At 70.2% G+C, this 24,606-nt stretch carries 19 protein-coding genes; 10 read left to right on the forward strand and 9 right to left on the reverse strand.

Translation table 11 applies throughout. The annotated features are described in order from the left end of the window. Position 1 precedes the first annotated feature (1 nt). From ABTW65_RS00450 to ABTW65_RS00465, 4 genes are all read left to right on the forward strand, one after another. Positions 2 to 1,177, forward strand: a complete 1,176-nt coding sequence (locus ABTW65_RS00450; protein ID WP_350657798.1) for an ABC transporter permease — start codon at positions 2 to 4, stop codon at positions 1,175 to 1,177. Then, positions 1,174 to 2,337, forward strand: coding sequence for an ABC transporter permease (locus ABTW65_RS00455; RefSeq protein ID WP_350657799.1), 1,164 nt, complete (start codon positions 1,174 to 1,176; stop codon positions 2,335 to 2,337). The genes ABTW65_RS00450 and ABTW65_RS00455 overlap by 4 nt, the downstream gene beginning before the upstream one ends. Before the next feature lie 173 nt (positions 2,338 to 2,510). Next, positions 2,511 to 5,255 carry a bifunctional acetate--CoA ligase family protein/GNAT family N-acetyltransferase gene (locus ABTW65_RS00460; protein WP_350657800.1) on the forward strand — a complete coding sequence of 915 codons (2,745 nt, stop codon included), beginning with the start codon at positions 2,511 to 2,513 and terminating at the stop codon, positions 5,253 to 5,255. Next, complete coding sequence (locus ABTW65_RS00465; protein ID WP_350657801.1) at positions 5,255 to 6,253, forward strand: zinc-dependent alcohol dehydrogenase family protein; 999 nt, start codon at positions 5,255 to 5,257, stop codon at positions 6,251 to 6,253. The genes ABTW65_RS00460 and ABTW65_RS00465 overlap by 1 nt, the downstream gene beginning before the upstream one ends. 45 nt (positions 6,254 to 6,298) lie before the next feature. Here ABTW65_RS00465 and ABTW65_RS00470 read toward each other — a convergent pair whose 3' ends face one another. The 3 genes from ABTW65_RS00470 to ABTW65_RS00480 are packed head-to-tail and all read right to left on the reverse strand — an operon-like array spanning position 6,299 to position 8,507. After that, positions 6,299 to 6,403 carry a PhnA domain-containing protein gene (locus ABTW65_RS00470; RefSeq protein ID WP_350657802.1) on the reverse strand — a complete coding sequence of 35 codons (105 nt, stop codon included), beginning with the start codon at positions 6,401 to 6,403 and terminating at the stop codon, positions 6,299 to 6,301. A 47-nt stretch (positions 6,404 to 6,450) separates the two neighbouring features. Continuing rightward, positions 6,451 to 8,175, reverse strand: a complete 1,725-nt coding sequence (locus ABTW65_RS00475) for a SulP family inorganic anion transporter (RefSeq protein WP_350657803.1) — start codon at positions 8,173 to 8,175, stop codon at positions 6,451 to 6,453. Beyond that, positions 8,175 to 8,507, reverse strand: a complete 333-nt coding sequence (locus tag ABTW65_RS00480) for an ArsR/SmtB family transcription factor (RefSeq protein ID WP_350657804.1) — start codon at positions 8,505 to 8,507, stop codon at positions 8,175 to 8,177. The genes ABTW65_RS00475 and ABTW65_RS00480 overlap by 1 nt, the downstream gene beginning before the upstream one ends. A 212-nt stretch (positions 8,508 to 8,719) precedes the next feature. Here ABTW65_RS00480 and adhP point away from each other — a divergent pair, with 212 nt between their 5' ends. Beyond that, a complete protein-coding gene (adhP, locus tag ABTW65_RS00485; RefSeq protein ID WP_350657805.1) occupies positions 8,720 to 9,736 on the forward strand; it encodes an alcohol dehydrogenase AdhP in 1,017 nt (338 codons plus the stop codon). A gap of 36 nt (positions 9,737 to 9,772) precedes the next feature. Here the strand turns inward: adhP and ABTW65_RS00490 are convergent, their stop codons facing one another. From ABTW65_RS00490 to ABTW65_RS00515, 6 genes are all read right to left on the reverse strand, one after another. Further along, the gene (locus ABTW65_RS00490; protein WP_350657806.1) at positions 9,773 to 10,987 is read right to left on the reverse strand and encodes an MFS transporter; all 1,215 of its coding nucleotides are present in this window, start codon (positions 10,985 to 10,987) and stop codon (positions 9,773 to 9,775) included. Between the two features lie 23 nt (positions 10,988 to 11,010). Continuing rightward, positions 11,011 to 11,757, reverse strand: coding sequence for a respiratory nitrate reductase subunit gamma (gene narI / locus ABTW65_RS00495; protein WP_350657808.1), 747 nt, complete (start codon positions 11,755 to 11,757; stop codon positions 11,011 to 11,013). Further along, on the reverse strand, positions 11,757 to 12,425 hold the full coding sequence (gene narJ / locus ABTW65_RS00500) for a nitrate reductase molybdenum cofactor assembly chaperone (protein ID WP_350657809.1): 669 nt from the start codon (positions 12,423 to 12,425) through the stop codon (positions 11,757 to 11,759). Before narJ ends, narI begins: the two co-directional genes overlap by 1 nt. Continuing rightward, the gene (narH, locus tag ABTW65_RS00505; RefSeq protein WP_350657810.1) at positions 12,422 to 14,086 is read right to left on the reverse strand and encodes a nitrate reductase subunit beta; all 1,665 of its coding nucleotides are present in this window, start codon (positions 14,084 to 14,086) and stop codon (positions 12,422 to 12,424) included. The genes narJ and narH overlap by 4 nt, the downstream gene beginning before the upstream one ends. A 22-nt stretch (positions 14,087 to 14,108) precedes the next feature. Further along, the gene (locus ABTW65_RS00510) at positions 14,109 to 17,732 is read right to left on the reverse strand and encodes a nitrate reductase subunit alpha (RefSeq protein ID WP_350657811.1); all 3,624 of its coding nucleotides are present in this window, start codon (positions 17,730 to 17,732) and stop codon (positions 14,109 to 14,111) included. A 108-nt stretch (positions 17,733 to 17,840) separates the two neighbouring features. Further along, positions 17,841 to 18,362, reverse strand: coding sequence for a flavodoxin family protein (locus ABTW65_RS00515; RefSeq protein ID WP_350658618.1), 522 nt, complete (start codon positions 18,360 to 18,362; stop codon positions 17,841 to 17,843). Positions 18,363 to 18,646: 284 nt separating this feature from the next. On the opposite strand from ABTW65_RS00515, the gene ABTW65_RS00520 reads away from it, so the two are divergent. From ABTW65_RS00520 to ABTW65_RS00540, 5 genes are all read left to right on the forward strand, one after another. Continuing rightward, positions 18,647 to 19,315: a response regulator gene (locus ABTW65_RS00520; RefSeq protein ID WP_350657812.1), complete on the forward strand. Its 669-nt coding sequence runs from the start codon at positions 18,647 to 18,649 to the stop codon at positions 19,313 to 19,315. A gap of 42 nt (positions 19,316 to 19,357) precedes the next feature. Continuing rightward, a complete protein-coding gene (locus ABTW65_RS00525; protein WP_350657813.1) occupies positions 19,358 to 21,109 on the forward strand; it encodes a sensor histidine kinase in 1,752 nt (583 codons plus the stop codon). A 53-nt stretch (positions 21,110 to 21,162) separates the two neighbouring features. Continuing rightward, positions 21,163 to 22,824: a SulP family inorganic anion transporter gene (locus ABTW65_RS00530; RefSeq protein WP_350657814.1), complete on the forward strand. Its 1,662-nt coding sequence runs from the start codon at positions 21,163 to 21,165 to the stop codon at positions 22,822 to 22,824. A 112-nt stretch (positions 22,825 to 22,936) separates the two neighbouring features. Further along, complete coding sequence (locus ABTW65_RS00535; protein WP_350657815.1) at positions 22,937 to 23,899, forward strand: universal stress protein; 963 nt, start codon at positions 22,937 to 22,939, stop codon at positions 23,897 to 23,899. 32 nt (positions 23,900 to 23,931) lie between these two features. Next, complete coding sequence (locus ABTW65_RS00540; RefSeq protein ID WP_350657816.1) at positions 23,932 to 24,582, forward strand: hypothetical protein; 651 nt, start codon at positions 23,932 to 23,934, stop codon at positions 24,580 to 24,582. Positions 24,583 to 24,606 lie beyond the last annotated feature (24 nt).

A 24,606-nucleotide genomic window follows, 5' to 3' on the forward strand; every position in this document is an offset into this window, starting at 1 on the left:
GATGCACGCCAGTCTGCTGATCGCAGCCAAGGACCTTCGGCAGCGAGCCCGGGACCGGTCCGCCTTCCTGCTCGCGATCGTGGTGCCCTTCGCGCTGGCCGCCATCTTCAGCCTGCTGTTCGGGCCCGCGTCCACACCGCGAGCCTTCGAGTACGCCGTCGTCGACCAGGACCACAGCGCCGTGTCGCGTACCTTCACCGACGAGGTCCTCGGCGCGTTGCAGGAGCAGGGGGTCGCCGAGGTGAGCGAGCTCGATGAGGCGCAGGCGCGGGCCGGTGTCCGTGACGGCGACCTGGACGCGGCGTTCGTCCTGCCATCGGGGTTCGCCGCTGACGTCGCGAGTCCGCGCCCTGCCGAGCTGCACGTGGTCGGCAGCGCCGACTCCCCGACCGGGACCGTGGTGGCGCGCTCGGTCGCCCGGTCCTACGTCCGGGGCCTCGACGCGGCTCGGGTGAGCATCGCCGCGGTCCAGGCGTCCCAGCCCGGCCTGACGCCCGCCGAGATCGAGCGGGTCGCGCAGGAGACCGTGCACGGCGTCACACCGGTGGCGCTCGAGGACGTCTCGGCGACCACACGGGTGCTCGACACGAAGACGTACTTCGCGGCCGCGATGGCGGTCTTCTTCCTGCTGTTCACCGTCCAGTTCGGCGTCTCCTCGCTGGTCGACGAGCGCGACGAGGGCACCCTTGCGCGCCTGCTCGCGGCGCCTGTCCAACGGTGGGCGATCCTCGTCGGAAAGCTGATCACCAGCCTGGTCCTCGGCATCGTCAGCCTCACGGTCCTGATGGTGGCCAGCTCGGTGATGCTCGGCGCCGACTGGGGCGATCCGCTCGGCGTGGCGCTCCTGATCGTCGCCGGGGTGCTGGCCGGGACCGGCATCGCCTCGGTGATCGCCTCGCTGGCGCGAACCTCCGAGCAGGCGGGGGCCTGGCAGGCTGTCGTCGCGGTTACCCTCGGCCTGCTCGGTGGCGCGTTCTTCCCGGTGCGTCAGGCCGGCGGCATGATGGCGAACCTCAGCCTGGTGACGCCGCACGCGTGGTTCCTGGGTGGTCTGGGCGACCTGGCAGGCGGTGGCGGAGCCATCCAGGCGCTCCCCTCGGTCGCGGTGCTGCTGGGCATGGCCGCGGTCACCATCGGGATCGCGCTGCTGCGGACCGGGCGGGTGGTGGCGCCATGAGCGCGATCGTCATCGCGTGGACCAACCTGCACCGCTTCCTGCGGGACCGCACCAACGCCTTCTTCTTCGTGCTCTTCCCGCTGTTGATGATCGCGGTGCTCGGCCTGGCGTTCGGCGGCGGGTCCGAGCCTCGGCTCGGGGTGGTGCAACCGGCGACGGGCGCGCTCTCGGGTGATCTGGTGGCCGCCTTCGAGGACGCCGACGGCATCGACGTACGCCACTTCGACACGCGCGCCGAGGTCGTCGAGGCGGTCGAGGAGGGTGCTCTCGAGGCGGCGGTGGTGATCCCGAGGACGTACGACACCCGGCTCGCGAGCGGAGGGGACACCACGGTGCAGTACCTGTCCCGGTCCGACCGGAGCGCGCAGCAGATCGGCATGATCGTCCGGGCGGTCGTCGACGACGAGGCGGGGCGACTCCGGGTGGCCAGAACCCTGCAGGGCGAGCTCGGTGGCGGGTTCGGGCCGAACCTCGTCCGCGGGGACGAGTTCGCTGACCAGGTCGCCGATGTCGCCGTCGTGGCCACCACGGTCGGGTCCGCACCGCTCCCCGAGGATCTGGGCCGCTTCGATCTCGGCGCGAGCAGCCAGCTGCTGCTGTTCATCTTCGTCACGTCCATGACGTCGGCGGCGTCGCTGATCGAGACCCGGCGGTTCGGTGTGGCTCGCCGGATGTTCGCCACGCCCACCAGGGCCGCCACCATCGTTGCCGGGGAGGCTCTCGGGCGGGTGGCGATAGCGGTCGTCCAGGGCCTGGTCATCATGCTCGGGGCCGCCATGCTGTTCGGCGTCTCCTGGGGCGACCCGGTCGCCGCGGCGCTGGTGATGCTGCTGTTCGCGACGGTCGCCGGCGGGGCCGGCATGGTGCTCGGAGCCGTGGCCACGAACGTCCAGCAGTCGACCGCGGTCGGCCTCCTGGCCGGGCTCGGGATCTCTGCTCTGGGCGGCTCGATGATGCCGCTCGAGTTCTTCTCGCCCACGATGCTCACCGTCGCTCACCTGACGCCGCACGCCTGGGCCGCCGATGGCTTCGCCACCCTGGTGCGTCACGACGGGACGGTGCTCGACGTCCTGCCCCAGCTCGGGGTGCTGGCCGCGTTTGCGGCAGCCCTCTTCGTCCTCGGTTCGTGGGCGCTTCGCCGCCGGATCCTCGCCGGGTGAGGACGTCGGGCTGACCTCGGCCTGCCGAACGTCCTCGTACCTGGGGGACGTACGGCCCAGAGCCTTCGGACTCCCTTCTCTCGCGGCGCGCGGGCCGCGGGCGGTTCGCTGGTGTTGATGGCCCGACGCGTCCCGTGGCGCGGGTGCGGAGATCGACGGCAGGAGGTAGCACGATGACCGCTCGGATCGAGCTGGGTGTGCAGGGACCGGCCTGGGAGGATGTGTTGCTGCGCGACGGCACGATCGCCCGCGTACGCGATGCGGTGGCGGGGGACCGGGACCGGTTGGTCCAGCTGCACGATGCGTGCTGCGAGGGCGATCGCCGCGAGCCGTTCTTCCACGTCGGCCACCACGACGGTGTGCACTTCGTGGATTCCCTGCTGCCACGGCTCACCACCGACGAGGCGTTCGGAAAGCTGGCGACCGTCGACGGTCACGTCGTCGGGCTGGCGACCGCCATGAAGACGGGACGCGACGAGGAGGCCGAGCTGGACCTGGTCGTTGCCGAAGGGTATGCCCAACGCGGCGTCGCCACTCTGCTGCTCGAGCATCTCGCCGTCGCGGCGGCCGGCTCCGGGGTGACCGACTTCGTCGCGTACGTGATGGCTGACAATGCCGCTGCGTTCGACGTCATCCGGAACTCCGGGTTCGAGATCACCTCGATCCCGCATGAGGAGACCGTCGAGCTGCGCTTCCCGGTGCGGCTCACCGATCGGGTGCTGGAGGCGATGATCTCCCGCGAGCAGCGGGCCGACGCCGATTCCCTGCGCGCGTTGCTGCGGCCGCGCTCCGTGGCCGTGATCGGGGCAAGCCGACGTGTGGACCGGGCGGGGCATCAGGTCGTGCGCAACCTGCTGCGTGCCGGGTTCACCGGCACCATCCATCCGGTCAACCCGAACAGTGACTATCTGCTCGGGCTCAGCTGTCGCTCCTCGATACGCGAGGTGGCACCGGTGGATCTGGCGATCGTCGCGGTGCCGGCCGCTGAGGTGCTGGCGGTCGTGCGGGACTGTGCCGCCAGCGGCGTACGGAATCTGGTGATCCTTGCCAGCGGCTTCGCTGAGGAGGGCCCGAAGGGACGACGGCTCCAGGACGAGGTCCTTGTGGTGGCCCGGAGGGCGGGCATGCGGTTGGTGGGCCCCAACTGTCTCGGCATCGCCAACACCGACCCCGACGTGCGCCTGAACGCCACGTTCTCGCCGACGAGCGTCGCCCACGGACGAGTGGCGATGATGGCGCAGTCCGGTGCGGTGGGGATCGCCGCGCTGCAACGGGCCCACGAGCTCGGTGTCGGACTGTCGGCGTTCATCTCCTCGGGGAACAAGGCCGACGTCAGCGCCAACGACCTGCTCATGTACGCCGCCGAGGACGATGCCACCGACGTGGTCGCGCTCTACCTGGAGTCGTTCGGCAACCCTCGCAAGTTCTCCCGTGTGGCCAGGCGGCTGGCCGTACGCAAGCCGGTCGTCGCCCTGGTGGGCGGCAGCAGCAGGACCGGTCGGCAGGCGGCCGTCGGCCACACCGCGGCGGCGGTGACCTCCACGTCCGGGGTGGAAGCACTCTTCCGGCAGTGCGGCGTGATCGGCGTGGACGGCCTCGAGCAGCTGCTGCAGACCACCAGCTTGCTGGCCAACCAGCCGCTGCCCGGCGGTCGTCGGGTGGGGATCGTCAGCAACGCCGGCGGGCCGGGCATCCTGGCCGCTGATGCCTGCGAGCGCGCCGGTCTGCAGCTGACGACGCTGAGTGCCGAGACGATGGCCAGGATCCGCGAGACCGTGCCCGACGCGTCGTCGGTGCAGATGCCGGTCGACCTGGGGTCGGGGGTCGGCGGAGAGGCCTACTCCGAGGTCGTCTCGACGATCGCCCGGAGCGGCGAGGTCGACATGCTGATCGTCCTGCGCACGGCCTTGCCCGCGCTCTCGTACGCATCCTTCGCGCGGGCGCTGCGCACCGCGCTGCGCCGTGAACCGGGAGAAGCCGGCGCGCCGGTCACCACCGTGGCCGTCGTGCTCGACCAGCGGGGTCCGATCCGCCCGATCACTGCCGGGAGCCACCATGTGCCCGTCTTCGCGTTCCCCGAGGACGCAGCGCATGCGCTCGGCCCGATCGTCACCTACGCAGAGTGGCGGGCCGAGCCACGCCAAGCCGTCGCCGAGGCAGCGTCAGGCAGCCGGGCGGCGGCTCGTGACGTGATCGCCAGGGCGTCCGCAGCGGCGCCGGAGGGAGGTCGGCTGGCGGAGACCGACGTGCGGCAGTTGCTCGGTGCGTACGGGATCGAGGTCTTGCCGAGCGTGCTCGCCGCCGATGCGGAGGCGGCCGTCGAGGCCGCTGATCGGCTGGGTTGTCCGGTAGCGGTCAAGATCGCCGATCCCGACATCGTGCACCGCACCGATGTGGGCGGTGTACGCGTCGGTCTGAACGGTTCCGACGAGGTGCGCTCTGCGGCGCAGGAGCTGCTCCGCACCCCGACCGAGCACCCGGGCCTGCTCGTCCAGCGCCAGGTCGCCGAGGGGGTCGAGCTGATCGCCGGCGTCACCCAGGACGCGGTCTTCGGGCCGCTGGTCATGGTGGGGTACGGCGGCACGTACACCGAGCTGATCGACGACCGCAGCTTCCGGCTCACGCCACTCAGCCGCGCCGATGCCGCCGCAGCGCTCGGCGAGCTTCGCACCGCGCCGCTGCTCTCCGGCTACCGCGGCGCGCCCCGGTTGGACGCGGCCGCCGTCGAGCACCTTCTGGTCTGCCTCGGTCGCCTCGCCGACGATGTTCCGGAGGTCGCTGACATCGACCTCAACCCGGTGATCGTGCACGAGCGCGGAGTCTCGGTCGTCGACGCGAAGGTGCGGTTGCGCCCGCTGCCGCAGGTACCCGACCCCGACCTGAGGAACCTGCGCCCGCCTGCGGGGGAGGGCTCGTGATGGCGACGATGCGGGGTTGGCGTACGACAGGTGACGGGCGTCTGTCGGTCGAGGAGCTCGCGGTGCCCGAACCGGCTTCGGGCGAGGTCCTCATCGGAGTGGAGGCGTGCGGCGTGTGCCGGACGGATCTCCATGTCGTCGACGGCGATCTTCCCGCCCGTCGGAGTCCGGTCGTGCCGGGGCACGAGGTCGTGGGCCGGGTGCTGGCCGGCTTCGATCATGAGATCGACGGTCCCCGTGTTGGCACGAGGGTCGGTGTGCCGTGGTTGCGCTCGACCTGCGGGCGCTGCCGGTGGTGTCGAGCCGGCGCCGAGAACCTCTGTGAGAGGTCTCGCTACACAGGGTGGGACGCCGACGGTGGCTACGCCGAGTATGCCGTCGCGCCCGCCTCATACACCTATCGGATCCCGGACTCGCTGGAACCGCTCCAGGCGGCGCCGCTGCTGTGTGCGGGGATCATCGGATACCGCGCACTGCGGCGCGCCGCGCTCCCGCCAGGAGGTCGCCTGGGCCTCTACGGGTTCGGTGCGAGCGCCCACCTGACCGCACAGATCGCGATCCGCCAGGGTGCGGAGGTGCACGTCGTCACGCGCGGCGAGCCGGCGCGCCGGCTCGCGCTCGAGCTCGGGGCCGCCTCCGCGGTCGAGCCCGGCAGAGCCGTACCGCCGCTCGACTCGGCGATCGTGTTCGCACCCTCCGGAGAGGTCGTACGCGACGCGCTCGCCCATCTCGGAGCCTCCGGAACCTGCGCGGTCGCAGGCATCCACGTCTCCGACATCCCGCCGCTGGACTACCAGCGCCATCTCTTCCGGGAGCGCACGCTCACCAGCGTCACCTCCAACACGAGGGCCGACGGGGCCGAGCTGTTGAGGCTCGCCGGCCGGCTGGGCATCCACGCCGAGGTCACGCCGTACCCCATGAGCGAGGCCGACCGGGCGCTCGCCGACCTCGCCGAGGACCGCGTCCGGGGCGTCGCAGTCCTAGACATGACCAGATGACGCGGATCGGCTCGGTCGCATCACCAAGCCATGAGGCGTACTCGTTCAGCTCTTACGTACGAACTCGGACTTGAGCTGCATCGGACCGACGCCGTCGACCCTGCAGTCGATGTCGTGGCCACCGAAGCCATCGGCGAGGAGAGGTGCCAAAGGTCATCTGGTGTTCTTCTGGCGAATCGGTCGAGTATCTGACGAGGTCACGTGGCGACGCTGCCCGTGGAGTCGACGGCCGATCCGTCGGCGGTGTGGTCGACGCGGGCCGCGTGAAGGCGGGCATGGGTGATGGCTTCGGGGGTGGTGGCGAAGAGGTGGCGTTCGTGAGCGAGCCGCTCGTAGACGCCGAGCTCGGTGAGCACACGAGCATGTGCGGGGCGCACCCCGGAGAGCAGGACGGTGATCCCGCGACGTTCGAGACGCCCGATGGTGTCGGCCAGGACGTGCGCGCCGGTGGCGTCGATATGGGTCACGTGCGACATCCTCAGGATCACGACCCGCACGCGACTGACTTCGGCGAGCTCGAGCAGGAAGTCATGGGCCGCGGCGAAGAACAACGGCCCGTCGATGCGGTAGGCGACGATGTGGTGGTCGAGCAGGTCGCGTTCTTCGTCGCGGTGGTCGAGATCGTCCAACGGTGTCTGCTCGAGCCGCGCGGTCCGAGCGGTCTGCTGCAGGGCGAAGAAGCCGGCGACCACCAAGCCGATGATGACGGCCAGCACGAGATCGAGGACGACGGTCGCCGCGGCGGTGAGGATCATGGTCGCGGCGTCACCGCGAGTGGAACGGATCAACGCACCCAGGCTCGAGACCCGGATCATCTGCACGGCGGTGGCGAGCAGGACGCCGGCCAGGGCGGCCAGCGGGATCTCGCCGACCCAGCGGGCGGCGAGGAGGACCACGCCGAGCAGCAGGACGGCATGAGCGAGCGCGGCCAGTCGTGAGGTGGCCCCGGCGCGTACGTTGACGGCGGTACGTGCGATCGCCGCGGTCGCCGGGATGCCGCCGAACAGGGGACTGGCGATGTTGGCCAGCCCCTGGCCGAGAAGCTCACGATCGGGGTCATGCCGCTGCCCGACGCTCATCGCATCCGCGACGGTTGCCGAGAGCAGGCTCTCGAGCGCGCCCAGCGCGGTGACGGCGACCGCGGCGAGCATCAGCGTGTCCAGGTCGCCCCACGGCACGTCCGGCACGTGCGGCGCGGGCAGGCCGGATGGGATGTGGCCGATGGTGGGCAAGCCGACGTCCAGCCACGCGTTGGCCGCGGTGACGGCGCCCACCAGCAGCAGGGCGGCGGGCAGTCCGGGGCGCAGCCTGGCGACGGTGAGGATCCCCAGCGCAACCCCGAGGCCAGCGGCGGGTGCGGTCCAGCCGGGGTCCGCCGCCCACGTGGACACGGCGTCTCCTGCGAGGCCGAGGATCTTCTCGGCGTGCACGTCAACGCCAAGGACCGCCGGGAGCTGCTGCAGAGCGATGATGATCGCGATCCCGGCCGTGAATCCCTCCACCACCGAGACCGGGACGAAGCGGATCGCACGACCGGCGCCGGTGACCGAGAGGACCAGCAGGAACACGCCCGCGAGGAGGCCGACCACCAGCACTCCGTCGGTGCCGTGGGCGGCGACGATCGGGATCAGCACGACGGTCATCGCGCCGGTAGGCCCGCTGACCTGCAGGTGGCTGCCACCGAAGACCGCGGCGACCGCCCCGGCGACGATCGCGGTCACGATCCCAGCGCCCGCACCGACACCGGAGCTGACACCGAACCCGAGCGCGAGCGGCAGCGCGACCAGCGCCACCATCACACCGGCCAGCAGGTCGCGGCCGACCCGACCGTTGGTCCAGTCCTCGCGGCGCGGGCGCAGGGCCTCGAAACGGGAGAAGACTCCTGCCGCGCCGGCCCGGGCTGAGCCCATCAGGGATGACATCACTCGGGTGGGATCATCAGCTCGTCGTCGAACTCGCTGCGGGTCTCGGCCAGGCCGGCCAGGATCTTGCGGGCTGAGAGCAGGAGGTCGCGGACCTCGGGAACGCTGATGGAGTACACGACCTCGCCGGCGCGGCGCTGGGAGATGACCAGTGAGGTGCGTCGCAGCACCGAGAGCTGCTGGGACAGGTTGCTGGGCTCGATCGCGATCCGTTCCAGCAGCTCGTGCACGGCATGGTCGCGCTCGGCGAGAAGCTCCAGGATCCGGATCCGGGCCGGGTGGCCGAGGGTGCGGAAGAACTCGGCCTTGGCCTGGTACAGCGGGACGCCCATCGAGCCCTCCTGGGATCGGAACCGGAATGCCGCCATACTACACGACTTGAAAACATCTTCATGTTTTGGTTTCTGCATCGCCGACCAAGTGCCTTTCTGCCCGGGACATTCAGCACTCGGCTCCCGGTGGCCACCTGAGGTGCAGTGGAGGTCAGGTGCCGGCCACATCACGAGCCGGTCGAAACTCCGCCAGCCCGAAAGAGAGCATCGACATGAAGGCAGCAGTTGTCATCGGCTTCGACCAGCCCCTGGAGCTTCAGGAGCGCCCCATCCCCGAGCCGGGGCCCGGGCAGGTTCTCGTACGTCTCGAGGCCTGCGGGCTCTGCCACACCGACATCCACGCCGCCCACGGTGACTGGCCGGTCAAGCCGACACCACCGTTCGTCCCCGGCCACGAAGGGGTCGGCACCGTCACCGCCGTCGGCGCGGGCGTCGCCCACCGTGCGATCGGCGACCGCGTCGCGATCGCCTGGCTCGGCCATGCGTGCGGCCGCTGCGACCACTGCATCAATGGCTGGGAGACGCTCTGCGAGGAGCAGCAGAACAGCGGCTACTCGGTGGACGGTGCCTTCGCCGAGTACGCGGTGGCCGACGCGGACTACGTCGTGGCCGTCCCCGAGGCGGTGTCGTCGTTCGACGCGGCACCCCTGACCTGCGCGGGAGTGACGACGTACAAGGCGATCAAGGTCGCCCATGTCACGCCGGGGGAGAGGGTCGCCATCTTCGGGATCGGCGGTCTTGGTCACCTCGCCGTGCAGTACGCCCGTCTGGTCGGCGCCGAGGTCATCGCGGTCGACCTGACCGAGGAGAAGCTCGAGCTGGCCCGCGAGCTGGGCGCCGACCACACGGTCAACGCGGCCACCACCGACCCCGTGCAGGCCATCGCGGACCTCGGCGGCGCCGACGTCGCAGTCGCGCTCGCGGTCACCCCCAAGTCGTTCGAGCAGGCGTTCGCGTCGCTACGGCGCGGGGGCCGGCTGGTCTGCGTCGCACTGCCGCCCGAGATCGAGGGACCGATGCACCTGCCGATCTTCCAGACCGTGCTCTTCGGCATCAGTGTCATCGGCTCCATCGTCGGCACCCGCCAGGACCTCGCCGAGGTCTTCCGCCTCCACGCGCTGGGACGCACCCGCGTCATCGCGGAGTCGCGCAAGCTCGAGGAGGTCAACGAGTCGATCGACGACGTCCTGCATGGGTGGACCGCGGCACGGTTGGTCTTCGAGCTCTGAAGGTGGGGGGACGGACCTGGCGTCGCGAATCCGCTGTCACCGCGGATTCGTGGCGCCGGGGATCTGCCTGTCGTCGGAGTCTTCGGCGCTGTCGCGGTTCCGGATGCCGAGGAGGGTGTAGGCGCCCGCCACCGCGGCGACGACGACGAGGAGCAGCAGGCCGATGGTGTAGGAGTGGGTGGCCTCGTTGTAGGTGGCGCCGAGAACGAGCGGAGGGAAGAAGCCGCCCAGGCCGCCGGCCGCGCCGACGATGCCGGTGACGGAGCCGACGCGAGCAGGCGGAGCGAGAAGCGCGACCCAGGTGAAGACTGCGCCTGCGCCGAGACCGAGGCAGGCGGCCATGAGCACGAAGACGATGCCGGCGGGGATCTCGAGCGGAGGCTCGAGGGCCATCGCGACCGCGAGCACGGCGGCGCCGCCGAACGCGGCGGCGGTGACGAGCTTGGGTCCGAGCCGGTCGGAGAGGATGCCACCGAGCGGGCGGCAGACGACCGCGGCGACCGCGAAGCCGGCGGTGCGGGTGCCGGCGGCGGTCAGGTCGAAGGCGTACACGTCCTTGAGGAAGGTGGGCAGGTACGTCGAGAACGCGACGAAGCCGCCGAAGGCGACCGCGTAGAGGAACGACATCTGCCAGGTGACCGGCAGCTTCGCGGCGGCGACCAGCTTGGGAACGACCGGGTCATGGTTGGGCCGCCACGTGGGTGCGTCACGCAGGGTGAACCAGATCAGCACCGCCGATGCGACCAGGGCCGCGGTGATGATCACGTGCGTGCCGACGTACCCGAACCAGGAGACGAAGCGTGGGGTGAAGAAGGCCGACAGCGCCGTGCCGCCCATCCCGGCACCGAAGACGCCGGTGGCGAAGCCGCGCCGCGACTTCTCGTACCAGGCGTTCGCGAACGGGATGCCCACCGCGAAGGTCGTGCCGGCGATGCCGAGGAAGAAGCCGAAGACGAGGAGGAGCACGTACGAGTCCAGCGTCCCCGCCAGCGCGACCAGCATCACGAACGGTGCCGCGGCCAGCATCAGCACCGGGAACATCACCCGGGCGCCGTACCGGTCGGCCAGCGCGCCGGCGAGGATCCGGCCCACCGACCCGACCAGCACCGGCGTGGCCACGAGCACGGACTTCTGGGTGGCCGAGAGCCCCAGGGACTCGGTGTAGGTCACCCCGAGCGGCGCGATCATGTTCCAGGCCCAGAACGAGATGGCGAAGGCCCAGGTGGCCAGGAGCAGGTTCTTCAGCTGCATCGTGACTCCTCAACAGTGCTTGGTCAACGCTGCCGGTCGGAGGTGCCGACCGGTGCCCAGCCGGGACGGTCGGGGCGACTGCGTGGGGTGGGTGCCGCGTCGCGGCTGCGGTAGACGATGTAGGGCCGAAACAGGTAGTGCAACGGCGCGGTGAACGCGTGCACCAGCCGGGTGAACGGCCACATGGTGAAGAGCAGGAAAGCCACCAGTACGTGGACGTGGAACTGCACCGGCGCGGCCGCCATCGCTGCCACGTCGGGCTGCAGGATGAACAGCGAGCGGAACCAGACCGACACCGTCTCGCGGTAGTCGTGGGCGTCGTGCCCCGCGCCGATGCTCACCAGCGTGGTCCACAGGCCGAGCACGATCGCGGCGACCAGCACGACGTACATGACCTTGTCGTTGGTGGTGGTGGCCATGAAGACCGGACCCGTCGTACGCCGCCGGTAGACGAGCAGCAGGATGCCCCCGAGCGTGCAGACCCCCGCGATCACTCCCCAGAGCAGCGCGTTGACGTGGTAGAAGCCCTCGGAGATGCCGACCGCCTCGGTCCACGACTTCGGGATCAGCAGTCCCGCGACGTGTCCGACGATGACGACCAGGATGCCGAAGTGGAACAGCGGCGACCCGATCCGCAGCAGCCGCGACTCATAGAGCTGGGACGAGCGGGTCGTCCAGCCGAACCGGTCATACCGGTAGCGCCAGATGGTGCCCGCGACCAGGATCGCGACGGAGAGATAGGGCAGTACGCCCCACAACGCGGTGTCCACTAGCGGGCCCCCATCATCGTGGCTGGGCTGATTCCGGGGCTCGTTCCTGGGCTCGTCGGGAACGGCAGATCGATGCCGACGGACTCCTGCGGGGGCTCGGCCTGAGCCATGGCGAGCGCTTCGCGTCGGTCCTTGGCCGACGGCCCCGGAAGGGTCGCGCACACGGCGGCGAGCACATCGGCGTACGCCGAGCCGCGCTCGGTCAGGGAGAGCCGGATGAGCTCCAGCGCCGAGCGGTTCTCGATCAGCAGCTCACGCCCGCCGGCCGGGTCGGCGAGCGCGGCGTACTCCAGCACCATCGGCAGGTGGTCGGGCAGCTCGCCGCCGGTGTCGACGAGCCAGTCGCCCTTGGCCGACCCGTCTCGCAACCGGGCCTTGAACCCGGCCAGCGACTCACCGCGACGCCGCGTGTCGCCATCACGCCAGTAGGAGAGGTGCAGGGTCTGGTGGCGGCGCAGGTCGAAGAGCTCGACGTAGACGTGCTGCAGCGCATGGGGCTCCTGCTTCGCGAGGGTGTCGACGAAGCCGCGCAGCAGCCGTACCGGCTCCGAGGAGGGCTGCTCGGCGAGGGCGCTGCGCAGCAGCGGGAGCTTCGCGATCAGCTCCTCGTCGGGGTAGCCCAGGCACCAGGCGGCGACCTGGTGCACCACCCGCCAGTCGCGTCTCATGCTTCCTCCTTCGCCGGTGGGAACAGGCCGTCCGGACGTCCGTGGCCGTCCCAGTTGAGCAGGTTGACGCGGCCGCGAAGGGTGCTGGCGGAGGCGGGACTGTCCGAGGTCTGACGCTGCTGCAGCGCGTGGAAGGTCTCGACGGAGACGGGGGTCAACGGGCCGGAGGCCTCGCCGAGAGGACCCGATTCATACATTCCTGGGCCGTCGTCGTAGTCGAGCGAGCAGGCCATCTCCTCCAGCTCGTGAGCTCGCTCGGCGTGCGCGGTCGGGATCACGTAGCGCTCGGCGTACTTGGCGATGCCGAGGAGGCGGTACATCTCATAGACCTCCTCCTCGGTCATGCCCACCGATGCGGGAATCGACTCGTCAGGCTCGCGGCCGAGGGTGACCTCGCGCATGTACGCCCGCATCGCCGCGAGCCGGCGGAGCACCCCGGTCACCACGTCGGTGTCGCCGGCGGTGAACAGCTCTGCCAGATACTCGACCGGGATCCGCAGCGCCTCGATCGCGCCGAAGAGGGTGCCGGCGGCCTCGGCGTCGTGGCCCTGCTCACTGAGCAGGTCGACGACGGGGGAGAGCGGCGGGACGTACCAGACCATCGGCATCGTCCGGTACTCCGGGTGCAGCGGCAGCGCGACCTGATAGTCCTTGATCAGCCGGTAGGTCGGAGAACGGCGCGCCGCGTCGAGCCAGTCCTCCGGTATCCCCTGTTCCCGAGCAGCCTTCAGGACAGACGGGTCGTGGGGGTCGAGGATCACGTCGAGCTGAGCGGCGTACAGCTCCTGCTCGTCCTCTGTCGATGCGGCAGCGGTGACGGCGTCGGCGTCATAGAGGACCAGTCCGAGGTAGCGCAGCCGGCCCACGCACGTCTCGGAGCAGACGGTCGGCAGTCCGACCTCGACCCGCGGGTAGCACATCGTGCACTTCTCGGCCTTGCCGGACTTGTGGTTGAAGTAGATCTTCTTGTACGGGCAGCCGGTGATGCACTGGCGCCAGCCGCGGCAGCGATCCTGGTCGACGAGCACGATGCCGTCCTCGGCGCGCTTGTAGATCGCCCCTGACGGACACGAGGCCACGCACGAAGGGTTGAGACAGTGCTCGCAGATCCGGGGAAGGTAGAACATGAAGGTCTGCTCGAGCTCCGCCTTGACCTGCGCGTTCGACTTGGCTCGGAGCTTGGCGACGATCGGGTCCTTCTCGAGGTGCTCTGCCGAGCCGCCGAGGTTGTCGTCCCAGTTGGCCGACCAGGTGATCTTGGTGTCCTCGCCGGTGATCAGCGACTTCGGCCGGGCGACCGGGAAGTCGTCGCCGAGCGGCGCGTCGATCAGGGTCGCATAGTCGTAGGTCCACGGCTCGTAGTAGTCGCCCAGCTCGGGCTGCACCGGTGAGGAGAAGATGGTGAGCAGCTTCTTGATCCGGCCGCCGGCCTTGAGCTCGAGCCGGCCGCGGCGGTTGAGGGTCCAGCCGCCGCGCCAGCGCTCCTGGTCCTCGTAGCGGCGTGGGTAGCCCTGTCCGGGCCTGGTCTCGACGTTGTTGAACCAGACGTACTCGGTGCCGGCTCGGTTGGTCCAGGCCTGCTTGCAGGTCACCGAGCAGGTGTGGCAGCCGATGCACTTGTCCAGGTTCATCACCATCGTCATCTGGGCCATCGGTCTCATCAGTTCGCTCCGCTCCGGGGCATCAGTACGCCACCTCCTGCGATCGTTTGCGGATGGTCGAGACCAGGTCGCGCTGGTTTCCGGTCGGGCCGAGGTAGTTGAACGTGTAGGAGAGCTGGGCGTAGCCGCCGATCAGATGCGTCGGCTTGACCAGCAGCCGGGTCACGGAGTTGTGGATGCCGCCGCGTCTCCCGGTCGCCTCCGACAGGGGTACGTCGATGGTGCGTTCCTGGGCGTGGTGGACGTAGACGACCCCCTCGGGCATCCGGTGGGAGACGATCGCGCGGCCGACCAGCACGCCGTTGGCGTTGGTGGCCTCCACCCAGTCGTTGTCGCGTACGTCGATGGCCTCTGCGTCCTGCGGGGACATCCACACCGTCGGGCCGCCACGGGAGAGGGAGAGCATCAGCAGGTTGTCCTGGTACTCGGAGTGGATCGACCACTTCGAGTGCGGCGTCAGATACCTCACCGTGACCTGGGCTGCCCCGTCCGCGCCGAGCCGGGGCTCGCCGAAGAGACGGTGCATGTCGAGCGGCGGCCGGTAGATCGGCAGCCCCTCGCCGAGATCGGTGATCCAGTCGTGGTCGAGATAGAAGTGCATCCGGCCGGTCAGGGTGTGGAACGGCTTGAGCCGCTCGATGTTGACCGTGAACGGCGCGTACCGGCGTCCGCCGGTCTCCGAGCCAGACCACTCCGGGCTGGTGATCACGGGGACCGGGGCCGACTGCGTCATCGCGAAGGTGATCCGCTTCTCCTCCGAGCCCTCCGCCAGGTCGGCGAGCGGCTTGCCGACGCGGGCCTCCAGATCGCGGAAGCCCTGCACCGCGAGCTCACCGTTGGTGGTGCCGGACAGGAGCAGGATCGCCTCGGCCATCCGCTCGTCGGTGTCGATCGCCGGTCTCCCCGCTGCCGGTCCGCTCGGCATCACGCCGTGCTGCCGAGCCAGCCGTTCGGTCTGTTCGGCCACCCGATAGGTCACGTTCTTCACCGTGAACCCGAGCGTGTCGGCCAGCGGCCCGACGCTGGCCAGCTTGTCGGCGATGGCGGTGTAGTCACGCTCCACCACGTGGAAGACCGGCATGGTGGCGTACGGGTCGGGCGGCGTCTCACCCGGCGTGTCGTGCTGCAACGGCACGCTGACCAGGTCCTTCCTGACCCCCAGGTGCGTCTTCGCGAGCTGGGACAGCTTCTGGGCCAGGCCATGGAAGAGCTCGAAGTCGGTGCGCGCCTCCCAGGGTGGGTCGATCGCGGGGGAGAAGGCGTGCACGAAGGGGTGCATGTCGGTCGAGGAGAGGTCGTGCTTCTCGTACCAGGTGGCTGCCGGGAAGACGACGTCGGAGAGCAGTGCCGTCGAGGTCATCCGGAAGTCGGCGCTGACCAGCAGGTCCAGCTTTCCCTCCGGCGCCTCCTCGTGCCACGCGATCGTCTCCGGTCGCGGCGTCTCGGGTGACTCGGTGCCGAGCACGTTGTGATGCGTGCCGAGCAGCGTACGCAGGAAGTACTCGTTGCCCTTCGCGGAGGATCCGAGCAGGTTCGAGCGCCAGAGCATGAGCGTGCGCGGCCATGCGGTGGGCGCGTCGATGTCATCGATCGCGGCATTGAGGTCGCCCGAGGCCAGGGCGGCGTTGATGTGGGCCGGGATCTCCTCGGGCGAGGAGACCGCCGCGACCACCTCGTCGGCGACATCGAGCGAGTTGCGGTCGAACTGCGGGTAGAACGGCATCCAGCCGCGCTTGGCGGACTGTGCGATCACGTCGGCGGTGTGCCCGCGAAGATGACCCTTCGCGAGGGGTGTGGCGAGGGAGTCGGCCGAATAGCCGTCGGTGCGCCACTGGCCGGTGTGCAGATACCAGAATGAGGTGCCGGTCATCGTGCGCGGCGGTCGCGACCAGTCCAGCCCGTTGGCCAGTGAGATCCAGCCGGTGATCGGCCGGCACTTCTCCTGGCCTACGTAGTGCGCCCAGCCGCCGCCGTTGCGGCCCATCGCGCCGGTCAGGATGAGCAGCGCCAGGATCGACCGGTAGGTCGTGTCGCCGTGGAACCACTGGCAGATACCGGCGCCCATGATGATCATCGACCTGCCCTGCGACTGCGCCGAGTTGGTGGCCAGCTCGCGGGCGATGCGCGCGCACTTCTCGGCGGGCACCGAGGTGACCTCTTCCGCCCACGCCGGTGTGTAGGGCACGCTCGCGTCGTCGTAGCCGCTCGGCCACTCGCCCGGCAGCCCGGCCCTGGCGACGCCGTACTGGGCGAGCATCAGGTCGAAGACCGTGGTGACCAGGTGGTCGCCGACGCGGCGGGCAGGTACGCCGCGGTGCAGCACCTCGCCGGAGCCGTCGGGCTGCGTGAACGCGGGCAGGAGGACCTCGACCGGCTCGTCGCCGATCATCGTGATCCGCGGGGTGATGCCGTCGAGGTCGAGGTTCCACCTGCCGACACCGGAGTTGGCGTAGCGGAACCCCATCGATCCGTTCGGCACGACCGGCGCTCCGGTGGTGTCCATCACCACCGTCTTCCATCGCGCCTCGGGTGTCTCGTCGCCGAGGTCGGTGGCGGTGAGGAACCGGCCCGGGACGTACGCCCCGTCCTGCTCCTCCAGACGCACCAGGTGCGGCAGGTCGGTGTAGGTCCGCACGTACGACTCGAAGAACGGGGTGGTTCCGTCGACGAAGAACTCCTTCAGGATGACGTGTCCCATCGCCATCGCGAGTGCCCCGTCGGTGCCCGCGTGCGGGCGGAGCCACTCGTCGGCGAACTTGGTGTTGTCGGCGTAGTCGGGGCTGACCGACACCACTTTGGTGCCGCGGTAGCGCACCTCGGCCATCCAGTGAGCGTCGGGCGTCCGGGTCACAGGAACGTTCGAGCCCCACATCATCAGGTACGTCGCGTCCCACCAGTCACCCGACTCGGGCACGTCGGTCTGGTCCCCGAACACCTGTGGGCTGGCCACGGGCAGGTCGGCGTACCAGTCGTAGAAGCTGGTCATCACCCCGCCGATCAGCTGGGTGTAGCGGGTGCCGACGCAGTGGGAGACCATGGACATCGCCGGGATCGGGGAGAAGCCGATGTTGCGGTCGGGGCCGTGGGTCTTGATCGTGTGTACCTGCGCGGCGGCGACCATCTCGGTCGCCTCCTCCCAGCCCACCCGCACCAGGCCGCCCTTGCCGCGGGCGCGCTGGTAGCTGCGCCGCTTCTCCGGGTCGGCCTGGATCGAGGCCCACGCCTCGACCGGGTCCTTCCCCTCGGCCCGCGCCTGGCGGAAGAGGTCGACCAGCACCCCACGGGCGTAGGGGTAGCGCACACGCGTGGGGGAGTAGGTGTACCAGGAGAACGCGGCGCCCCGGGGGCAGCCGCGGGGCTCGTACTCAGGGCGGTCCGGGCCGACGCTCGGATAGTCGGTCTCCTGGGTCTCCCAGGTGATGATGCCGTCCTTGACGTACACCTTCCACGAGCACGAGCCCGTGCAATTGACCCCGTGGGTGGATCTGACCACCTTGTCGTGGCTCCACCGGTCCCGGTAGAACACGTCGCCCTTCCGGCCGCCCCGGCGGAAGACCGCGCGCCCGTCCTCGCTTTCCTCCCAACGGGTGAAGAACCTCCCTGCCTTGAGCAGGGCCTGCGACGCGGTTCCCGTGATGTCGGTCACCTCTTTACCTTGCGCCGGTAGGCATCATCACGACAAGGACTTTCGGCCTGGAACCGGCCCCCTTTGAGTGAGTTGCTCTCGTGGGCTTCGTCGGGGAGCCTCGACATCTCAGGCCACCTGCCGCTGCACCTGGTGACCGAGGTTCGTGGCCCAGTCACTGGCACGAGCCTCCTCGTCGTGGGCGAGGGGTCCCACGGTGGCGGAGACGTAGAAGCTGGTCGCCGGCGGTACGTCGTAGCCGCGCCGGCGCAGCATGTGGGCCACGTGCCGGGCGGCCGAGCCCGGGAGGTGGCGCATCGCTCGCGCCCGGGTGTCGAAGGTGGCGATCTGCACCGACTTCGGTTCAGCGTCGGTCAGCTCCGCGAGCCACTCCCGTACGCCGCGGGCCTCGACCTCGGCCGGAGCGCCCTGGAGGACGGCATCGGCGCGCGTGCTGGGCCTGCTCAGCCCGAGCGCGTGCGTCGGTGCCCCGATCACGACCAGGTCGTGGGTGTGGAGTACGTCGTCGCCGGCCAGCTTCACCGGGATCACCTTGACCTCCACCCCGGCCTTTCGAAGACCGTCGGCGACCGAGGTCGCGATCGTGGCGGTGTTGCCGAACATCGACTCGTACACGACTGCTGCTCGCATCTGGCTCACGTCCTTCCTCTGGCCCGCGCCCTCTGCGTCCTGCCAGTGGCACCACCCTCCGTTTGACCGCCCGCGCGCAGGCAGTGGCACACGTCCCCCACCCGAGGACCTTGGTCCGATGCCGTCGGCCAGCACTGCGCGGAGGGTGGGAGACATGAACTCAATCGGATCCCGGTCGTGAGCGCGCGCGGCGGAGGGACGCGGCTGCGTCTAGGGACCTTGGTCCTCGGCCTGCGGGCACGACGCGCATTGGCAGGGGTCGTCCGCGGTCGTAGATTGACCAGGTGACCGAATCAGCAGGGCTGGAGAGTGCGGCAGAGCCCATCCGGGTCTTCCTGCTCGATGACCACGAGGTGATCCGCCGGGGGATCAAGGACCTCCTCGAGGACGAGGACGACATCGTCGTCGTGGGGGAGTCGGGGCTCGCCGATGAGGCCCGGCGCCGGATCCCGGCGCTGCGGCCCGATGTCGCGATCCTCGACGGCCGGCTGCCCGATGGATCCGGCATCGACGTGTGCCGCGACATACGTTCGGTGGACCCGAGCATCGCCGCGCTGATCCTCACCTCGTTCGACGACGACGACGCGCTGTTCTCCGCGATCATGGCCGGCGCCTCCGGCTACCTCCTCAAGCAGGTACGCAGCGCCGACCTCGTCGAGACGGTCCGCCAGGTCGCCGCGGGTCGGTCGATGCTGGATCCCGCGGTCACGGCGCAGGTCCTCGAGCGGATCCGCACCGGGCCGAAGACCAACTCGGCCTTCGAGCACCTCACCAACCACGAGCGCCGGATCCTGGAACTCATCGGTGAAGGGCTGACGAACCGGCAGATCGGCAAGGAGATGCACCTCGCCGAGAAGACGGTGAAGAACTACGTCTCGTCATTGCTCGCGAAGCTGGGCCTGGAGAGCCGGACCCAGGCTGCGATTCTGGTCACCAGGACCTTGCAGGGTTGATACGTTGGGGGGCGTACCACTCATCCGATGGGGAGGGTCGATGTGGGACGCACACCACCCCGTCAGCGTCGTGAATCGAGCACCACGACCGAGACGACTGTGCACGGCGCACCGTTCGACGAACTGCTGACCGAAGTGCTCGACAGGGTCACCGATGCTCGCGACGAGCAGGTGCGGTGGCGGCTGCTGCTCGACGCCATCGTCACGATGGGTGCCGGGCCCTCCATCGACGAGCTGCTGGACCGGATCGTCAAGGTCGCCGGGGCCTTGGCGGGCGCGAAGTACGCCGCGCTCGGAGTCCTGGCCAGCGCCGGCGACCGCCGGCTGCGCCTGTTCATCACCCACGGGCTCACCGCGGAGGACCAGATCCTGATCGGCGACCTGCCGAGCGGACACGGCGTGCTCGGGCTGCTGATCGACCTTCCCGAGCCGCTCCGGCTGCCGGAGATCACCGCGCACAAGGCGTCCTACGGTTTCCCCGCGAACCATCCGCCGATGCACTCCTTCCTCGGTGTGCCCGTCCGTATCGGCGAGAAGGTGTTCGGCAACCTCTACCTCACCGAGAAGATCGACGGCGACGAGTTCACCGACCAGGACGAGGACATCGTGGTCGCCCTGGCTGCGGCCGCCGGCGTCGCGATCGAGAACGCCCTGCTGGCCGAGGAGGCTGCCCGCCGCAACCGGTGGCTCGATGCCCGCGCCGAGATCACCAGTGCGCTGATGGGCGACATCGACCGTACGACCGCGCTGCAGCTGGTCGCCGACCGTGCTCGCGAGATCGCCGGCGCCGACGTCGCCTGGATCGTCACCGGGCCCACTGCCGAACGGCTGCGGGTGGAGGTGGTCTCCGGGGCCGATATCGACGTCGAGGCCCTGAAGAACGCGCCGCTGCGCGAGTCGGTCGCGGGCCAGGCGATCGGCGTCGGCGCACCGATGATCGTGGAGGACATCGCGACCGCCGCCGGTGGCGGCAGCGCGGCCGCCGTCATCGACCTGAGCGACATCGGGCCAGGGGTGCTCGTGCCGCTGGGGCGCACCGACCCGTCCGAAGAGGTGAACGCGGTGGGTGTGCTCGCGCTCGCCTGGAGCCGTGAGCATGCCGATCAGGCACAGAACGTCGATCTGACCGTCGCCAACGCCTTCGCCGAGCAGGTCGCGCTGGCCATCAGGCTCGCGCAGAACCGTGAGGAGCGCCAGAGGCTGGCCGTCTTCGACGACCGCGACCGGATCGGACGCGACCTCCATGACATCGTGATCCAGCGGCTCTTCGTCATCGGCATGCGGCTGCAGGGCGGGCTCAACCTGGCCGAGAACCCGAAGCTTCGCGCCCGCCTCGACAAAGCCGTGGACGACATCGACGACACCATCCGCGACCTCCGGCGCGCGGTCTTCGAGCTCGGCGCGCCCGAGCACAGCGGCGACATCCAGTCGCAGGTCACCGAGGTGGTGAACCGGGCCGCGGAGTCGCTCAAGTTCCGCCCGGCGCTCACGTTCGCGGGCCCGGTCCGGCTACGGTCCACGCCCGAGGTCACCCAGGACGTTGTGGCCGTTCTCGGGGAGGCACTGTCGAACACCGTGCGCCACGCCCACGCGAGCGAGGTCGAGGTATCGCTCTCAGCCGGCGCCGACCTGCTGCTCCGGGTACGCGACGACGGAGTCGGCGTCCCTGCCGACGTGGTGGAGAGCGGGCTGGCCAACATGCGGCAACGGGCCGAGATGAGAGGCGGCCGGTGCACCGTGGAGCCCGCCCAGCCGAAGGGCACCGTGGTCGAGTGGTCTGTGCCTCTCGACTAGGCCTTCTGTCCTGACCGCGGCGGGCGGACGGTGACTCGTGGGACAGTGCTGCCATGGACGTACGCCGGGTGATGCCGCCGTGGATCGCCGGCTACGAGCGGCGCTGGCTGTGGCTCGATCTGCTCGCCGGGGTGACGATCACCGCCTACCTGGTGCCCCAGGTGATGGCGTACGCCGAGCTGGCCGGCCTCCCGCCGGAGACCGGGCTGTGGGCGTGCGTCGGTGCGATGGTGGTCTACGGGCTGCTGGGCACCTCCCGGCTGCTCTCGGTCGGTCCGGAGTCGACCACCGCGCTGATGACGGCCGCGGCGATCGGCGCCACCCCGGCCGCGGCTGAGGACCCCGCCTCGTTCGCGGCCACGCTCGCGCTCGTGGTCGCCGCGATCTGCGTGGTGGGCTGGTTCGTGCGGGTCTCGGTGCTCGCCGAGCTCTTCTCGCGGCCGGTGCTGGTCGGCTACATGGCCGGGATCGCGGTCCTCATGATCGTCTCCCAGCTCGACAACCTCACCGGCGTCACGATCACCGGCGACGGGGTGCTGGCGGAGCTGGGCAGCTTCGTCGGCAACCTCGACCAGATCCATGTCCCCACGCTGCTGCTCGGTGGCAGCGCGGCCGCGGCGATGATCGCCGGCTCCCTGCTGGCCCCGCGGGCTCCGGTCGCGCTGATCGGCATGCTCGCCGCCACTGCGCTGGTGGCACTGCTCGGTGACGGGTATGGACTGCGGCTTGTCGGCGAGATCCCGAGCCGGCCACCGGCTCCGGGACTTCCGGTCCTGGACGCGGGCGCCATCGTCGCGATGCTCGGCCCGGCCCTCGGCGTCGCCTTCGTGGGCTACACCGACAACATCCTCACCGGCCGCGCATTCGCCCGCCGCGGCGAACGTGTCGACGCGCGGCGGGAGCTGCTCGCCCTGGGCGGGGCCAACCTCGGCTCGGCGCTCCTGCACGGGTTCCCGGTGAGCAGCAGCGGCAGCAGGACCGCCATCGGTCACGCCGTGGGCGGGCGTACGCAGCTGACCTCGTACTTCGCGGCCGCCACCACGGTGGCCGCCGTGCTGCTCCTGGCGCCGGTCCTGGAGGCGTTCCCCGAGGCCGCGCTCGGCGCTGTGGTGGTCTACGCCGCCACCAAGCTGGTCGAGGTGGGCGAGCTGCGCCGCTTCGTCCGCTTCCGGCGCAGCGAGCTGGTCCTCGCCCTGGTCACGACGGTGGCGGTGCTCGCCGCCGGGGTGATGTGGGGCGTACTGATCGCGGTCGGACTCTCCGTGCTCGACCTGCTGCGCCGGGTCGCGCACCCGCACGACGCGGTCCTCGGCCACGTACCAGGGCTGGCCGGGATGCACGACGTGGACGACTACCCCGAGGCCGAGGAGGTGCCCGGCCTGCTCGTCTACCGCTACGACTCGCCGCTCTTCTTCGCCAACGCCGAGGACTTCCGCACCCGCGCGCTCGCGGCTGTCGACTCTGCCGAACGGCCGGTGGAGTGGTTCCTGCTGAACGCCGAGGCGAACACCGAGGTCGACGTCACCGCGGTGGACGCGCTGGAAGCGCTGCGCACCTCGCTGAGCGAGCGCGGCATCGTCCTCGCGATCGCCCGGATCAAGCAGGACCTGCGTGACTCGCTGGCTCCCTCCGGGATCCTGGACAGGATCGGTGAGGAGCGGCTCTTCCCGACCCTTCCCACCGCCGTCGAGGCCTACCGGCACCGGCAGCGCTGACGGGCGGACCAAGGTCCCCGGAACCCGGATCCGACGTCCCTGCCCGCCGGCGACGACCTCGATGAGAGTGGGAACGGGACGGCCGGATGCGCCGCGCCCGTGAGGAGACGACATGTCCGAGAACAACCGGATCCTGGTGGGCATCGACGGGGGAGCGGGCCGCCGGGCTGCGATCGCCTACGCCGCGGCCGAGGCCGGGCTGGACGACGCCGACCTCTGGCTCGTGCACGTGACGCTGTCTCAGCCGGCCGACGTGATCGGCCGCTATCCCTACCCATCGTTCGGAGAGGACGTCCGCCGAGCCGGGAACGAGCTGCTGGAGAAGGCTACCGACGAGGCCGTCGCGTACGTCGGTGCCGAGCATGTGACCGCGACCCTCCTGGCGAGCTCCGTGGTCTCCGGGCTGGTTCACTGCGCTGCCGCCGCCCGGCTCGTGGTCCTCGGCGACGATCGCAGACAGGGCCTGGAGCGCATCATGACCGGGTCGGTCCTCAACCGGGTCGCGGGCCATGCGCCGGTCCCGGTCGTCATGGTGCCGAGCGGCTGGTCGCCCGAGAGCTCGACTCGCCGGGTGGTCGTGGCGGTCAAGGACTGCGTGAGCTCGGCGGGACTGCTCGCCCAGGCCCTGAAGCACGCGGCCGACCGGAACGCAGAGCTGGTCGTGCTCCACGCCTGGCAGCTGGACACCGTCTACGACGACATGACCGTGGCCCACCTGGACATGAGCGACTGGGAGGACAACGTACGCCGCGACCTGGAGGCCGCGCTGGGTCGCGCCCGTCGCCGTGTCCCGCGCTCCTCGGCCGTGAAGATCCGGATCGAGGTTCGCCACGGCCAGCCGGCCAGGGAGATCACTGAGGAGACCAGGAACGCCGATCTCCTGGTCATCGGCCGCCGCCGGCACTCCTTCCCCTTGGGCCGCCTGGGCAACACCGGTCGTGCGGTCATCCGCGAGAGCCGCTGCCCGGTAGAGATCCAGCCCCCGATCCCCGATGTCCTCACCGCCGCCGACCTCGTCCTCGAGCACGACGGCCGGTTCGAGAAGACCGTCGCCGACCCGGCGCCCGCCTTCTGAGTCCCGGCTCCGACGTCGCGATGTCGACAGTGATGCCCAGCCGTCCGCGCCTGGGCCGGTCCTGGCTCATCCGGTGGACCGTGACGGTCACGGTGGCGGAGACTTTGGGGTTCATCGCGCCTGCCTTCATCGGCACCATCACGACCGGCCTGCCGACCTACGCGGCCCTCCCGGCGCTGCTCGCGGCGGGAGCGGTCGAGGGCGCCGTCCTCGGCTGGGCGCAGGCAACCGTGCTCCGCGATGTGCTTCCAGGCCTACGCGTCCGCCGCTGGGTGATGCTCACCGCGGGTGCCGCGGTGGCTGCGTACGTGCTCGGTACGGCGGTAGCGCTGGCCGCGACGGAGTCGGGATGGGTGCGCGTTGTCGTACCGGCTCTGTGCGGTGCCCTGCTCGTGTTCTCGATCGGGGGCGCGCAGTGGCTCGAGCTGCGTCACCACGTGGCCCGCGCTGCCACCTGGATCCCGGTCACGGCTGTCGCATGGCTCATCGCTCTAGGCGTCTTCCTCGCCATCGCCACCCCGCTGTGGCACGAGGGCCAACGGGTCTGGGTCGCCATCCTGATCGGGGTGGGCGCCGGCGCCGCGATGGCGTTCGTCCAGGCGGCCGTGACCGGATGGTGGTTGCTTCGGCTGCTTCACCCGACCCGGGAAGTATCACGTCGAACAGAGGTGGGCTCGAATTGAACCCGGGAGCCGGGTTCACGGCTG

It is taken from the genome of Nocardioides sp. NPDC127503 (assembly GCF_040302165.1).
GTDB lineage: Bacteria > Actinomycetota > Actinomycetes > Propionibacteriales > Nocardioidaceae > Nocardioides.

Coding starts and splice junctions, on each gene's coding strand:
- ABTW65_RS00450 (WP_350657798.1), top strand. CDS start 2: ATGCACGCCAGTCTGCTGATCGCAGCCAAGGACCTTCGGCAGCGAGCC.
- ABTW65_RS00535 (WP_350657815.1), top strand. CDS start 22,937: ATGTCCGAGAACAACCGGATCCTGGTGGGCATCGACGGGGGAGCGGGC.
- ABTW65_RS00465 (WP_350657801.1), top strand. CDS start 5,255: ATGGCGACGATGCGGGGTTGGCGTACGACAGGTGACGGGCGTCTGTCG.
- narJ (WP_350657809.1), bottom strand. CDS start 12,425: ATGAGACGCGACTGGCGGGTGGTGCACCAGGTCGCCGCCTGGTGCCTG.
- ABTW65_RS00475 (WP_350657803.1), bottom strand. CDS start 8,175: ATGTCATCCCTGATGGGCTCAGCCCGGGCCGGCGCGGCAGGAGTCTTC.
- ABTW65_RS00530 (WP_350657814.1), top strand. CDS start 21,163: ATGGACGTACGCCGGGTGATGCCGCCGTGGATCGCCGGCTACGAGCGG.
- ABTW65_RS00515 (WP_350658618.1), bottom strand. CDS start 18,362: ATGCGAGCAGCAGTCGTGTACGAGTCGATGTTCGGCAACACCGCCACG.
- narH (WP_350657810.1), bottom strand. CDS start 14,086: ATGAGACCGATGGCCCAGATGACGATGGTGATGAACCTGGACAAGTGC.
- ABTW65_RS00490 (WP_350657806.1), bottom strand. CDS start 10,987: ATGCAGCTGAAGAACCTGCTCCTGGCCACCTGGGCCTTCGCCATCTCG.
- adhP (WP_350657805.1), top strand. CDS start 8,720: ATGAAGGCAGCAGTTGTCATCGGCTTCGACCAGCCCCTGGAGCTTCAG.
- ABTW65_RS00455 (WP_350657799.1), top strand. CDS start 1,174: ATGAGCGCGATCGTCATCGCGTGGACCAACCTGCACCGCTTCCTGCGG.
- ABTW65_RS00480 (WP_350657804.1), bottom strand. CDS start 8,507: ATGGGCGTCCCGCTGTACCAGGCCAAGGCCGAGTTCTTCCGCACCCTC.
- ABTW65_RS00540 (WP_350657816.1), top strand. CDS start 23,932: ATGCCCAGCCGTCCGCGCCTGGGCCGGTCCTGGCTCATCCGGTGGACC.
- ABTW65_RS00460 (WP_350657800.1), top strand. CDS start 2,511: ATGACCGCTCGGATCGAGCTGGGTGTGCAGGGACCGGCCTGGGAGGAT.